This is a genomic window from Rhizobium sp. BK289, from assembly GCF_014193575.1.
Taxonomy (GTDB): domain Bacteria; phylum Pseudomonadota; class Alphaproteobacteria; order Rhizobiales; family Rhizobiaceae; genus Rhizobium; species Rhizobium tropici_C.
Window position 1 is genome coordinate 286,849 of the sequence record NZ_JACHZO010000002.1, and the last position, 13,347, is coordinate 300,195.

The 13,347-nt window shown below is 58.9% G+C and carries 11 protein-coding genes; 10 read left to right on the forward strand and 1 reads right to left on the reverse strand.

Annotation, left to right across the window (positions count from 1 at the left end; all coding sequences use genetic code 11):
• Nucleotides 1-134 precede the first annotated feature (134 nt).
• The gene (locus tag FHT84_RS05125; protein ID WP_112343972.1) at nucleotides 135-1,931 is read left to right on the forward strand and encodes a chloride channel protein; all 1,797 of its coding nucleotides are present in this window, start codon (nucleotides 135-137) and stop codon (nucleotides 1,929-1,931) included.
• 21 nt (nucleotides 1,932-1,952) lie between these two features.
• On the opposite strand, the gene FHT84_RS05130 is transcribed toward FHT84_RS05125, so the two are convergent.
• Nucleotides 1,953-3,407, reverse strand: a complete 1,455-nt coding sequence (locus FHT84_RS05130) for a cobyric acid synthase (protein WP_112343971.1) — start codon at nucleotides 3,405-3,407, stop codon at nucleotides 1,953-1,955.
• A gap of 235 nt (nucleotides 3,408-3,642) precedes the next feature.
• Here FHT84_RS05130 and FHT84_RS05135 point away from each other — a divergent pair, with 235 nt between their 5' ends.
• The 9 genes from FHT84_RS05135 to FHT84_RS05175 all read left to right on the forward strand — a co-directional run bounded on the left by FHT84_RS05135 (nucleotide 3,643) and on the right by FHT84_RS05175 (nucleotide 13,132).
• Nucleotides 3,643-3,786, forward strand: coding sequence for a hypothetical protein (locus tag FHT84_RS05135; RefSeq protein ID WP_169645061.1), 144 nt, complete (start codon nucleotides 3,643-3,645; stop codon nucleotides 3,784-3,786).
• 796 nt (nucleotides 3,787-4,582) lie between these two features.
• Nucleotides 4,583-5,581 carry an ABC transporter substrate-binding protein gene (locus tag FHT84_RS05140; protein ID WP_112343970.1) on the forward strand — a complete coding sequence of 333 codons (999 nt, stop codon included), beginning with the start codon at nucleotides 4,583-4,585 and terminating at the stop codon, nucleotides 5,579-5,581.
• Between the two features lie 247 nt (nucleotides 5,582-5,828).
• Entirely contained in the window at nucleotides 5,829-6,740 is a 912-nt protein-coding gene (locus FHT84_RS05145) for a proline/glycine betaine ABC transporter permease (protein WP_112343969.1), read from the forward strand.
• The gene (locus tag FHT84_RS05150; protein ID WP_112343968.1) at nucleotides 6,733-7,785 is read left to right on the forward strand and encodes a glycine betaine/L-proline ABC transporter ATP-binding protein; all 1,053 of its coding nucleotides are present in this window, start codon (nucleotides 6,733-6,735) and stop codon (nucleotides 7,783-7,785) included. The genes FHT84_RS05145 and FHT84_RS05150 overlap by 8 nt, the downstream gene beginning before the upstream one ends.
• 157 nt (nucleotides 7,786-7,942) lie before the next feature.
• Nucleotides 7,943-8,956, forward strand: coding sequence for a betaine--homocysteine S-methyltransferase (gene bmt / locus FHT84_RS05155; RefSeq protein ID WP_112343967.1), 1,014 nt, complete (start codon nucleotides 7,943-7,945; stop codon nucleotides 8,954-8,956).
• Between the two features lie 628 nt (nucleotides 8,957-9,584).
• The gene (locus tag FHT84_RS05160; RefSeq protein WP_112343966.1) at nucleotides 9,585-10,019 is read left to right on the forward strand and encodes an FdtA/QdtA family cupin domain-containing protein; all 435 of its coding nucleotides are present in this window, start codon (nucleotides 9,585-9,587) and stop codon (nucleotides 10,017-10,019) included.
• Nucleotides 10,019-11,134 (forward strand): DegT/DnrJ/EryC1/StrS family aminotransferase, encoded by a 1,116-nt coding sequence (locus FHT84_RS05165; RefSeq protein WP_112343965.1) that lies wholly within the window; start codon nucleotides 10,019-10,021, stop codon nucleotides 11,132-11,134. Before FHT84_RS05160 ends, FHT84_RS05165 begins: the two co-directional genes overlap by 1 nt.
• Before the next feature lie 85 nt (nucleotides 11,135-11,219).
• Entirely contained in the window at nucleotides 11,220-12,512 is a 1,293-nt protein-coding gene (locus FHT84_RS05170; RefSeq protein ID WP_112343964.1) for a hypothetical protein, read from the forward strand.
• Between the two features lie 20 nt (nucleotides 12,513-12,532).
• Nucleotides 12,533-13,132, forward strand: a complete 600-nt coding sequence (locus FHT84_RS05175; RefSeq protein ID WP_210209435.1) for a GNAT family N-acetyltransferase — start codon at nucleotides 12,533-12,535, stop codon at nucleotides 13,130-13,132.
• The last annotated feature ends 215 nt before the right edge of the window (nucleotides 13,133-13,347 follow it).

Here is a 13,347-nt window from a genome sequence, read left to right on the forward strand (position 1 = left end):
ATGCCAAACGTCCCGATTGCGAAATTGACCTGACATTCCCGCAAAATCAGCGGCTTTTTTGCCGCATTTCTTTGATGTTAGAAGTCTATAGAGGGTAAGCCCTCACATTCGAAAAAACATATCGTTCGTTCCCAATGCTGCAGAAATTCCAACCGCGCCGCCTCGGCGTCTTCTCCGCCCTGTTCGATCTCGGTCGGTTCAGGGCATTGCTGCGCCGTGGCGAACTGGGACTTGTTTTCGCCGGCGCGCTGGTGGGAATAGCCTCCGGCTGTGCCGTAACGGCGATGAGCTTCATCTCCCGCAAACTTCACAGCCTCATCTACGGCATAACCGACTATGAGCGCCTGAGTTCGGCGGCGGTGGCGATTCCCGACAAATCGGTGTTGCTGATCGCGCCGATCGCGGGAGGCATTATCCTCGGTATCCTGCTCTATATATTATCGCGCACACGCAAGAAGCCGATGGTCGACCCGATCGAAGCCAATGCGCTGCACGGCGGTCGCATGTCGCTCACCGACAGTATCCTCGTCGCCGTGCAGAACCTGATCTCGAATGGATTCGGTGCCTCCGTTGGCCTCGAGGCAGGCTATACCCAGCTTGCCGCCGGCATCGCCTCGAAATTCGGCTACAAGATGCAGATGCGCCGCGCGGACCTGCGCATGCTCGTCGGCTGCGGCGCCGCCGGCGCGATTGCCGCCGCCTTCAATGCGCCGCTCACGGGCGCCTTCTACGCCTTCGAGCTGATCATCGGCACCTATTCGATCCTAACGCTGACGCCTGTCGTCGTCTCGGCATTGATATCGACGATGATCGCAAGGCTGCTGGCCGGTGACGACTTTGCCATCGATATCGGCCATATCGGATCGATCGCCCCCGCCGATTATCTGCCGGCAGTTCTGCTCGGCGCCTTCTGCGCCGGCGTCGGCGTCCTGATCATGCAGGGCGTCGCCTGGACCGAGGAGCTCGCACGCAAGAGTTCGATCGCGCCGCCCTTCCGCCCGGCGCTCGGCGGCCTTGTCGTCGGGAGCCTGGCGCTGATCTCCCCGCAGGTTTTGTCAGCGGGACACGGCGCCCTGCATCTCAACCTGTCGACGGACGTGACGTTCGGGGCCCTGGTGGGGCTGTTCCTCCTCAAATCGCTGGCCTCTGCTGTCTCGATCGGCTCAGGCTTCAGAGGTGGTCTATTCTTCGCATCTCTGTTCATGGGTGCGCTTCTCGGCAAAATCTTCGCCTATTGCGCCCCCTATTTCGATCACAATGCGCTGACGCCAGCCGTCTATGCCGTGGTCGGCATGAGTTCGCTGGCCGTCGCGATCATCGGCGGGCCGCTGACGATGACGTTTCTGGCGCTGGAAATTTCCGGCGACTTCCCGATTACCGCCCTCGTGCTGGCCGCCGTCATCACATCCTCGCTCGTGGTCCGCACCACCTTCGGCTATTCCTTCGCCACCTGGCGCTTCCATCTGCGCGGCGAAAGCATACGCAGCGCCCATGACGTCGGCTGGATCCGCAATCTCACGGTTGCCCGCATGATGCGCCCCGACGTGCATACAGCCAGCATTGACATGAGCATCGAGGAATTCCGCAAGAATTTCCCGATCGGCTCGGCCCAGCGCGTCATCCTGGTCGACAAGAACGACAAATATGCAGGAATGGTCCTCGTGCCCGACGTCTATGCGAGCCCGGTCGAAAAGGATGACGAGGAACACGGGCTTTCCGATTTCATCCAGCTGCGCAATGAATTCCTGCAGCCGCAGATGAACGCCAAGCAAGCGGCCGCCATGTTCGAGCAGACCAAGAGTGAAGCGCTCGTCGTCGTCAACGATCTGATCGAACGCAAGGTAATCGGCCTGCTGACAGAAAGCTATACGCTGCGCCGCTACAGCGAGGAGCTCGACCGCCGCCGCCGGGAAGTCTCGGGCGAACTCTGAAGCAGATCACCGACCTGAGTTTTATCGAACCAGGCTGTCGAGCCAGGCAGGGTCGAGCACGCTCTCCAATTCCCCGGCAACGTCGTCCAGCGCCGCATCGACGCTTGCTCGATAATCCGTGCGCTCACCGGCAAGGCCAAAGCTCGCGAGCAGCTTTGCTCGATAGGCATCGCTGCTAAAGAGCCCATGTAGATAGGTGCCCATGATGCGCCCGTCCGGCGATATGGCTCCATCGGGCCGGCCGTCAATGACAGTCGAGGGTCGTTCACAGTCCGCCCCACGCGTTACCCCGAGATGGATTTCATAGCCCGACAACGGCACGTCATATTCCCTGGAGACGGCCTTGCTGTTGCGCACCGTCTTTTCCGGCGCCATTTCCGTCTCGATATCCAGCAGGCCCAATCCAGGCGTCTCGGTAACCGATCCCTCGATGCCGAGCGGATCGTAAACGGTATGGCCGAGCATCTGATAGCCGCCGCAAATGCCGATGACGCGGCCGCCGCGACGCACATGTGCGGCAATGTCGCGGTCCCATCCCTGCTCGCGCAGATCGAGCAAGTCACCGATCGTGGACTTTGAACCCGGCAGAACCACAAGCCCCGCATCGGTAGGCAGATGCTCACCCGCCCGGACAAAGACGAGATCGACATCGGGCTCGGCCCGCAACGGATCGAGATCGTCGAAATTGGCAATGCGCGACAGCACGGGCACGGCGACCTTCAACGCGCCGGAGGAGCCGCGCGCCAGCCGCTCCAATACGACGGAATCCTCGGCCGGCAGGCGCGCGGCCGCTTTGAGCCATGGCACGACGCCATGGCATTGCCAGCCCGTGAAGCCGCCGATCGCCTCGATGCCCTCTCCGAACAGGGAGACGTCGCCGCGAAACTTATTGATGATGTAGCCGCGGATCATCCGGCGATCTTCTTCCGGCAGAATATGGTAGGTGCCGACCAGCGATGCGATCACGCCGCCGCGGTCGATGTCCCCTACGAGTACGACAGGAACGTTTGTCCGCGTCGCAAAGCCCATATTGGCGATATCGCCCCGTCGCAGATTGATCTCGGCGGGAGAACCGGCCCCCTCGACGATGACGAGATCGGTTCCGGCACGCATCGCGGCAAAACTTTCAAGCACCGCGCCAAGCAGCTGCGGCTTCAGCGCCTGATAATCCCGCCCCTTGGCATTCCCCCAGACCTTGCCCTGCACGATAATCTGGCTGCCCGTCTCCGATTGCGGCTTTAACAGCACCGGATTCATGTGAACGGATGACGGCACGCGCGCCGCCAGCGATTGCAGCCATTGAGCCCGGCCTATCTCGCCGCCATCCTCGGCAACGGCGGCATTGTTGGACATATTCTGCGGCTTGAACGGACGGACCCTCACGCCCCTGTTGGCGAACAGCCGGCACAACCCCGCGACCAATACCGTTTTTCCGACATCGGAGCCGGTTCCCTGCAGCATGATCGCCTTTGTCATTCCCCACCACCTCGATATGCTGCAGCCACTGGAAACGCGGAGTTTCGCCTTGATTTTGCCACTATGCTCAACGGCTGGAAGCAGCAGTCCAGATACAAAAATGCATCACTTCGAAATATGCTCTGTTTGCGACATTGGATGACGATTTCATCCGTTGTGAGTTACGCTGGAGAGGATTATCTCCGTCGCGAAAACAAACAACGAAATGGGCCGCCCCGGCTCGGAGGATACCCCAATGCTCTTCATCTTCAACAGACAGAATTCCATCCAGATCGCGTGGAATGGCAAGCTTCCAACCCACCGCCCGGAGAACCGCCTGCAGCAGCTCGACACCCGCTTCGGGACCGTCGGCTTCATCCGCACCTATAACGTCGGCTGATCTCCGGTCAAGCCACGGGCCTGCGCACATCAAGCCGCCATGCGACCGCATCGGCGGCTTTAATTTTGACTTGAAACGTGAGATCGCATCGCCAGGTGCCCCGAAACGGTACGGCTGAAACGCGAAAACCGCGCGATCCGGAGATCAACGCGGCTTGCCAAAAAACGCCGGCTTCCCTGCACATACACCGCAAGGTTCGCTTTCTCCGGGACGCGATACCTGATCCGAAGAAGCAGCGGTGTGTCCCCCGCCACGTCTCGATTGATAACCCGACATCGTTACCGTAGGGTTATTAAGTGCTTAAATTAGAGTGAATCTGAAATTTTTTCGAAAATTCTCTTCTTTGCATTGAGAAATCGCAAAGGCCGCAAATTGAACATAAAACGTCTTTCAGGGACGCGATATTTGAGCCCCATTTAACTCCGCACCCAAGGAAGCGCTTCATCGAAGCCTCACATTGCCTGTTTTGCAGCCATGAATAGCAGAAAACAGGCTAATTCAGATGCTTATATCAGCTTCTCCAAGAGACGCGATAACTCCGAATGGCCGGCAGGCTGTTGATTTATTCATTCAAATCCTTAGGCTGCCTTCTGTCGATGCAAGAAACATCCGGCCGCGACAAAGTTCCGCGGTCGCAAAAAGACCAGATGCACGACGGCAGCAAGGGGACCGTGCTCGCATCGTCAGCGGTGTAGGAACGGTTGCGGTAGGACCACGCTGACAGGGGATCGACAGAAATCGAAAGCGTTTGGGGTCGATTTCCGCCACGCAACGAAAAATTGGGAGACAATACCAAATGAAGAAGCTACTCGCTTCCGCCATCCTGGCATTCGGCGCCTATGCTTTGGCTGGCTCGGCGCAGGCTGCAGAATGCGGCAATGTATCGATCGCCGAAATGAACTGGGCATCCGCCGGCGTCGCAGCCCAGGTCGACAAGATCATTCTGCAAAACGGCTACGGCTGCAACGTGACGCTGGTGACCGGCGATACGCAGCCGACATTCACCTCAATGAACGAAAAGGGTGAGCCGGACGTCGCTCCGGAACTCTGGGTCAACGCCGTGCGCACTGCACTCGACAAGGCCGTATCCGAAGGCAGCCTGATCGAAGCAGCACCGCTCCTGAGCGATGGCGGTGTCGAAGGCTGGTGGATTCCGAAATTCGTCGCCGACGCCCACCCCGATATCAAGACCGTCCAGGACGCGCTGAAGCATCCGGAGCTCTTCCCTGCGCCGGAAGATGCTTCCAAGGCTGCGATCTACAATTGCCCGTCGGGCTGGAACTGCCAGATCTCCACAGCCAATCTCTACAAGGCGCTCGGTGCCGAAAAGCTCGGCTTCACGCTGGTCGATACCGGCTCCGCCGCGGGCCTCGACGGTTCGATCGCCAACGCTTTCGAAAAGAAGACCGGCTGGCTCGGCTACTATTGGGCTCCAACGGCCATCCTCGGCAAGTACGAGATGGTTCGCCTGAGCTTCAATGTGCCACACGACAAGAAGGAATGGGATGCCTGCACGTCGCAGCAGGATTGCGCCAACCCGAAGGTGAACTCCTATCCGGTTTCGGACGTCTATACCGTCGTAACCAAGTCCTTTGCCGAGAAGGCGGGCGTCGCCATGGATTACATGAAGACCCGCAAGTGGGATAACGGCACCGTCGGCAAGGTTCTCGCCTGGATGACCGACAATCAGGGTACCAACGAGGATGGCGCCAAGTACTTCCTCAAGACCTATCCGGACATGTGGACCAAGTGGGTCGCCCCGGAAGTCGCCACCAAGGTGAAGGCTTCGCTCTAATCGTGTCGTGGAATCGGCGGCTGGCCAGCGCCTGCCGCCGATTTCGTATTCGCCGGAATCGACAGCGGCGGCTCTCATTGCTGACGGGATGACACGCCGCAAGGTCGCAACGAGTGCAGATCAGAGAAGGCAAATACTGTAAGAATTGAAGGGCAGCCTGAAGAACCGGTCGCAGCGCTGCAATGCCATCTGCGCGTGAAAGCCACACGCCGGACCAGGACAGAACCGGACCAAGAAGGGGAAATACATGGCTATCCAGTGTACGATCCTGCCGAGTGTGCTCTGCAACTTTCCGGCAATAGATGAATCGCTCATACGTCTTGCGCGCAAGAATATCGATGACGGGTTTCGCGCATCCGTGCGCGCCTACGGCAACATCATCGATGCCGTCGTGCAGCCTCTGCAGTGGTTTCTGAATTATCTGGAATGGGCTTTTACCAATACGCCCTGGTTCATCGTGCTCGTCGTCATGATGCTCGTCGTCTATGCCGCAAGCCGTAACCTGAAGATCGTTTTAGGCACGGCGATCTCGATGATCCTCATCGGCGTCTTCGGCCTTTGGACCGACACGATGGTAACGCTTGCCATGGTGACGGTCTGTACGCTCATCGCCATCGTCATCGGCCTGCCGATCGGCATTCTGATGGCGCGCTCCGACCGGCTGCAGTCGATCGTCAATCCGACCCTCGACGTGATGCAGACCATGCCGAGCTTCGTTTATCTGATCCCCGTCGTCGTCATCTTCGGCATCGGCAAAGTCCCGGGTCTTATCGCCGTTGTCATCTATGCCGTCCCGCCGATGATCCGCCTGACCAATCTCGGCATCCGGCTCGTGGACAAGGAAGTTCTGGAAGCCGCCGACGCCTTCGGGTCGTCGCATCGCCAGAAACTGTTCAACGTGCAGATCCCACTGGCGCTGCCAACCATCATGGCAGGCATCAACCAGACCATCATGATGTCGCTCGCCATGGTCGTCGTCGCCTCCATGGTTGGGGTCGGGGGGCTTGGCAAGAACACGCTGCAGGCGATCAACAATCAGTTCTTCACTGTCGGGTTCCTCAACGGTTTCGCCCTGGTTGCCATCGCCATCATTTTCGACCGCACGAGCCAGGCCTATGGCAGACGGCTCCAGAAGCACTCGGAGGTCATTCATGGCTAGTCACGCGATACAGATAAAAAGCCTCTACAAGATCTTCGGCCCGCGCGGACGCGACTATGTCGACCAGGTCAAGAACGGCTTGGGCAAGGCAGAGCTCAACGAGACGCATGGCCATGTGCTCGGCCTGCAGGATATCAGCATCGACATGCCGGCCGGTGCCATCACCGTCGTCATGGGCCTTTCCGGCTCGGGCAAGTCGACGCTGATCCGTCATATCAACCGGCTGATCGAGCCGACCGTCGGCGAAGTGCTCTATGACGGCGTCGACGTCTGCAAGATGAACGAAAATGACCTGCGCGAATTCCGCCGCCACAAGACGGCGATGGTGTTCCAGAAATTCGCGCTGCTGCCACATCGCACGGTGATCGAGAACACGATCTACGGCCTGGATATCCAAGGTGTGCCGCGTTCTGAAAGCGAGAAGAAGGGCCAATACTGGATCGAGCGCGTCGGCCTCAAGGGCTTCGAGAGGCACTATCCGAACCAGCTTTCCGGCGGCATGCAGCAGCGTGTCGGGCTTGCCAGGGCATTGACGAACGATGCCGATATCCTGCTGATGGACGAAGCCTATTCGGCCCTCGATCCGTTGATCCGCGTGGATATGCAAACTGTTCTGCTCGATCTTCAGAAGGAATTGAAGAAAACCGTCGTCTTCATCACCCATGATCTCGACGAGGCGCTGCGCCTTGGCGACAAGATCGCGATCCTGCGCGACGGCAAGGTCGTGCAGCAGGGAACCGGTCAGCAAATCGTGCTGCAGCCGGCGGACGACTACATTACCGCCTTCGTCAAGGAAGTGAACCGCGGTCGCGTCATACAGGCCCAGACGATCATGAAGCCGCTTGGGGGCGAGTCCGTCACCACACGCGTGCCCGGCGATATGACCCTGGAACTCGCCGCCAAACAGATAACCGAAGCCGGCCAGACCGGAGCGCTCGTCACCGACGCCGGCGGAAAACCTGTCGGCATCATAGATCTGCAAAGCATCATCGCCGCCATGGTCACGCCCAAGACCCATGAGGCGGCCGAGATGGCGGCGGCCTGAACCAAAGCGCTGCAACGAAAGCGCCCTTCATGGGGCGCTTTTTTCTTGTCTGGTCGGCACATCGAGACAAGCGGACCATCTAGTCATTGTGTTCACATAAAGAAATGTTTATATCTGCATTTGATATCCAGATATTCGACGCATCCGAGGACAAACCATGACCGTCGCCATCAATCCCTTGACCGATCTTCTTGCTGAAAAGGGCGTGCTGCTTGCCGACGGCGCCACGGGCACCAATCTTTTTGCCATGGGCCTCGAGGCCGGCGAAGCCCCCGAACTCTGGAACGAACAGCATCCGGAGCGCATCACGAAGCTGCATCAGGATTTCGTCGATGCGGGCGCCGACATCATCCTGACCAACACCTTCGGCGGCACCCGCCATCGTCTCAAGCTGCACCATGCGCAGGATCGCGTCCACAGCCTCAACAAGACGGCGGCCGAGATCGCTCGTGCGGTTGCCGACAAGGCCGGCCGCAAGGTCATCGTCGGCGGTTCGGTGGGACCGACAGGAGAGCTGCTGATGCCGCTCGGCGCGTTGACCTATGAAGACGCCGTCGCGGCCTTCGTCGAGCAGATCGAAGGCCTCCAAGCCGGAGGCGCCGATGTCGCATGGATCGAAACCATGTCCTCGCCGGAAGAGATCCGCGCCGCAGCCGAAGCTGCCGCCAAGGTCGGCCTGCCCTATACCTATACCGGCTCGTTCGACACGGCCGGCAAGACCATGATGGGTCTGCATCCGAAGGATATTCACGCCGTCGCCACCGACATCGGCGAAGGCCCGCTCGCCGTCGGCGCCAATTGCGGCGTCGGCGCCTCGGATATCCTGTCAAGCCTTCTCGACATGACGGAAGCGGATGCCTCCGCGATCGTCATCGTCAAGGGCAATTGCGGTATTCCGGAATATCGCGGCGCCGAGATCCATTATTCCGGCACGCCGCCGCTGATGGCCGACTATGCACGCCTTGCCCGCGATGCCGGCGCCAGGATCATCGGCGGCTGCTGCGGCACCTCCTGCGGGCATCTCGCCGCCATGCGGCAAGCGCTGGACAGCTACGTACCCGGCCCTCGCCCGACGTTGGAAACGATCATCGAAAAGATCGGCCCCTTGCGCAACAAGACCGCCAGCGAAAGCGGCGCGGCCCCGGCTCGCGAACGCCGCCGGCGCGTTTAAAGAGCACATCGTTGCGCTGGGCTTTCAAGCCTGGCGCAAGCAACCTGTCGGGTAAGTGTCACCGGCCGAACGGATCAAGGCCGAAAAACCGCTTGTGCGGAGTGACACAAAGCGGGTTGCTTCCCATGACCTTCCTTGCTCGCAGTACTGTTGACGTTCATGCCTCCGCCGACGGCAGAATCTCTGTTCGCCCCGTCGCGGGCGCGAGCTCGGCTGCTCTCGGGGCATCGGTACCGCCCATAGGCTATCTCTCATCCAGTCAGCCTCGCCGTTCGCGTTTCGCTTTCGCCGCAAGCAAGTCGGATCGGAAATGCCGATGCGATCCTACGATCCGGGTTAATTCGCCCTCCGCCAATTGCCGACGAACACCGCAAACGATCACAGAAACGAGGGGCAAGCCTTGAATGACGTCCTGTTGCAGATGAGCTAGAGCGTTCCCCATGCGACGGCCTGCGTTGTCTTCCGCCCCGTTGGCGGGGTAGTGCAGTGGTAATGTCACCTCAATCCGATCGACGACAGTTTCGGACAAGTGTGGAGTGGCAAATTGGCCTTTGGAGGCTCTGATCCGGCACCGGCGAGCAAAGGATGTCGGGCGATCGGGCCTAATCCCATGGAGGATCGATAAGGCATGCTCAATTTTTCAGATGTGCGCGAGCAATCGGGTGGCTGGGAGATTCTCAACTTTCCGCGCATACCCGACAGCCGTGGGAATTTGACCTTTCTCGAAGGTAATCGCCACGCGCCGTTCGACATCAAGCGTGTCTATTACCTTTACGACGTTCCGGGCGGCGCCCATCGCGGCGGACATGCCCATAAACAGCTCCGTCAACTGATCATTGCCATATCCGGCAGCTTCGACGTCGTTCTGGATAACGGCTTCGAAAAGAAGCGGTTCTCGCTCAATCGCTCCTATTACGGCCTCTATGTTCCGGTGATGACATGGCGTGAGCTGGATAATTTCTCGTCAGGCTCCGTCTGCCTCGTTCTCGCCTCGGAACACTATGACGAGGCCGACTACTATCGCGATTATGAAGAGTTCGTGCAGGTGGTTAGGGGCGCATAATGAATACGGTTCCCTTTTTCGACCTGTCCGCGACACAGACGGACATTCAGACCGCGCTCGATGATGCTGCCAAGCGCGTCGTTTCCAGCGGCTGGTTCATCCTCGGCAAGGAACTGGAAGCTTTCGAGAACGAGTTTGCCTCCTATATCGGCACAAGGCATGCGATCGGCGTCGGCAACGGCCTCGATGCCCTGACGCTCACGCTGCGTGCCTGGAAGGAACAAGGGAAATTGAAGGATGGCGATGGCGTCATCGTACCGGCCAACACCTACATAGCGAGCGTGCTGGCGATCACGGAGAACAATCTTCGCCCTGTTCTCGTCGAACCCGATGAAGCCACTTACAATCTGTCTGCAGAAGGTATCGAAGCCGGCGTACTGCAAAATGCAAAGGCGGCGATGGCAGTCCATCTCTATGGTCAAGCCGCCGATATGCCCGCTATCGCGGCCTCTTGCCGGAAGCATGGACTTCTGCTCATTGAAGACAGCGCGCAGGCGCATGGCGCGGCGATCGGCGCCCGAAAGGTCGGAACCTTCGGCCATGCCGCGGGCTTCAGCTTTTATCCGACGAAGAATCTCGGCGCACTCGGCGACGGCGGTGCGATCACCACCGATGACGACGAACTCGCGGCTCTGCTGAAGGCGATACGCAATTACGGGTCGGAGCGAAAATACCATAACAGTCATCAAGGCCCGAACAGCCGCCTCGACGAGATACAGGCAGCGTTCCTGCGGGCGAAGCTGCCGCACCTAGACGAACAGAACGCACGCCGGCGCAAGATCGCCGAGCGCTATTGCAGAGATATCGTCAATCAGCATCTGCAGCTGCCCGTCGTTTCGGGCGATCCGGCAAGTCACGTCTGGCACCTCTTTGTGGTTCGCTGCAAGCAAAGGGATGCGTTGGCCGCTCACCTTGCCGAGCAGGACATTCAGACCGCGGTGCATTACCCGATACCGATCCATAAGCAGACCTGTTACCGGCATGTGATGAGCGATGTCAGCCTGCCGCTGACGGAGGCCATCCATCGCGACGTTCTCTCCCTGCCCATGAGTCCGGCGATGAATGCCGAGCAGGTCGAACGCGTCATCAATGCCGTCAACGCCTTCGCCGTATAACCAGCGAAGGGACCGGAAGGGAACCGGGTTCAATGGTTCCTGACGGCCGCCGCTTGCGAAAGCTTCCCGAACAAAAGGAAACGCCATGTTCATCAACATCAATAGTCTTGAGCAGGAGTTGAAGACGATGTTTGAGAGCAACGAGATTGAAAGCTTTCTGGCGATGCTGACGCAGATGTTCTTCGAGATGTTGAGCGATCCGCGGTTCAGGGGCCAGGCCCTTTTCGAGCCGATTTCCGATGGCTATCTGCAAAAACTGGCGCTATCGCTCTGCGACTATAATCTGGAAGGGCGCCACAAGAACGCCGTTCTGCACGTTGCAACGGAAGTATACGATACCGGCGGCCACACGCGCGTGCTGGAAGACATCGTCGCCAATTTGCCCGACAAGCGTCATGTCCTCGTCTTGACGGGCGGAGCCGCGGGGCGGCCGCCCCAACTCTCCAAACTCCTGCAGGAGCGCTTCGCGACCCTCGGCCTGTCGGTCATCTATTTGCATCGCCAAGCGCTCTTCGACCGGGTCAAAGAGCTGGTCGCGCTCATTCGCAATCTGGCGCCGCATACGATTTTCCTGAACGCCCATCATTTCGATAGCGTCGCCTACGGCGCAGTTTGCGGTTACAGCGCACCCCGAGTCCATTTCCTGCATCATGCGGATCACCAGCCGAGCCTTGGCGCCACCCGAACCGACTACGAGCATTTTGATCTGACGCCGGAATGCCACGGCGCTTGTCGCAAACATCTGAAGTTCGGTCCGAAAATGCTGCATATGAGCGCCGCCGATCATGGCATGGTCTGCGACGGGCCGACCGACGAAGCGACATCCCTGGTCTGCGTAACTTCTGGAAGCGCCCAAAAATTCCATGGCGAAGTCGGTTTCGGCTATCCGCAATTGGCCTCGGCCCTTCTCAAAGCCGGCGTCGACCGATTGCATCACATCGGCCCGTTCCCGGATGTGCTGCAGCAGCAGGTCCGCAATCAGCTAGCGATCGATGGCTCAGATCCCGGCAGGATTGTCTTCGAGGGTCCGGTTCCCTCACTTGTCACGCGTCTGAAGGAGATCGCGCCCGACTTCTATCTGGAATCTCATCCGGTCGGCGGCGGAAAAGCAAGAGTCGAAGCTCTTGCCCTCGGGCTGCCTATTCTCAGGGCGGAGCCGCCCGAGAAACTTCCGCTTTTTCGCTGGGTTGATGGCGAACTCGGCTCGGCGGCAATCATCTCGCACCTCGGCGACGTCCCGGCTGCCGTCGACAAAATCAGGACGACGGGCAAGGCCATGGGCGCGTCCAACAGAGAATTCTATCAGCAATTCCATGCGCCCGATGTCTTCCGGCAGAAACTGCTGAACATGACCGAACCGGTCCCGGCTGGTCTCTGATCCCGGGCAGCATTCCCCGAATGCTTGCTTTCGACAAAAGCCTCAAACGCCGAGTAGCGCCGCAAATGACGAATTTTGACTGGTTCGATAAACTGCAGTTGAAGACCATACAGCTGGTCCCCGCCCGGAGCGAGCATGCGGATTACATTTATTCGCTGCGCATCGATCCTCTCTACAATACCCATCTCTCCCCGCCTCCCGCCTCCGCCGAAGCGCAGCGCGCATGGATCGAGCGATATGTCCAACGCGAGCAGCAAGGCGAGGAGTTCTATTTTGTTATCGAGCGATTGGACAAAGTCGCATGCGGTACCGTGCGCCTCTATGATTTCCGCGGGCCCTCCTTCTGTTGGGGAAGCTGGATCTTGGATCACAATAAATCCCGCTATGCGGCGATTGAATCGGCCCTGTTGGTCTACCGCATCGGTTTTGAACACCTTGGCTTTGACGAAAGCCATTTTGACGTGAGACGGGAAAACAGGAAGGTCATCAGCTTTCACAAAAAGATGGGCGCCATCACCACTGAGATCGATGACGACAACGAATATATGCGCCTTCCCAAGGAAGTATTTTACGAAAAGCAAAGAGACATCATCGATTTTCTTGGCAGAAGCGCAGATTAAGCGCAGCGGGATGTCTGCCGCCCACCGTCGAGCAAGCTGCCTCGCATCGATGATGTCCTGGGCACGATTGACGGCTGTTCGACCGCGATCATAGACACGATGCTTGTAGCCGGTGAATGCAGTGAAGCTGTTGAGATGGGCCCAGACCAGTTCGTTCGGCTTATGAAAGAGATGCGTGCCGTAGCGGTGAACCTCGATACCGGTCTCTGTCGAAC

Bases quoted from the DNA above. Each gene is read 5' to 3' on its own strand.
- FHT84_RS05125 (WP_112343972.1), top strand. From the start codon at position 135: ATGCTGCAGAAATTCCAACCGCGCCGCCTCGGCGTCTTCTCCGCCCTG.
- FHT84_RS05130 (WP_112343971.1), bottom strand. From the start codon at position 3,407: ATGACAAAGGCGATCATGCTGCAGGGAACCGGCTCCGATGTCGGAAAA.
- FHT84_RS05135 (WP_169645061.1), top strand. From the start codon at position 3,643: ATGCTCTTCATCTTCAACAGACAGAATTCCATCCAGATCGCGTGGAAT.
- FHT84_RS05140 (WP_112343970.1), top strand. From the start codon at position 4,583: ATGAAGAAGCTACTCGCTTCCGCCATCCTGGCATTCGGCGCCTATGCT.
- FHT84_RS05145 (WP_112343969.1), top strand. From the start codon at position 5,829: ATGGCTATCCAGTGTACGATCCTGCCGAGTGTGCTCTGCAACTTTCCG.
- FHT84_RS05150 (WP_112343968.1), top strand. From the start codon at position 6,733: ATGGCTAGTCACGCGATACAGATAAAAAGCCTCTACAAGATCTTCGGC.
- bmt (WP_112343967.1), top strand. From the start codon at position 7,943: ATGACCGTCGCCATCAATCCCTTGACCGATCTTCTTGCTGAAAAGGGC.
- FHT84_RS05160 (WP_112343966.1), top strand. From the start codon at position 9,585: ATGCTCAATTTTTCAGATGTGCGCGAGCAATCGGGTGGCTGGGAGATT.
- FHT84_RS05165 (WP_112343965.1), top strand. From the start codon at position 10,019: ATGAATACGGTTCCCTTTTTCGACCTGTCCGCGACACAGACGGACATT.
- FHT84_RS05170 (WP_112343964.1), top strand. From the start codon at position 11,220: ATGTTCATCAACATCAATAGTCTTGAGCAGGAGTTGAAGACGATGTTT.
- FHT84_RS05175 (WP_210209435.1), top strand. From the start codon at position 12,533: ATGCTTGCTTTCGACAAAAGCCTCAAACGCCGAGTAGCGCCGCAAATG.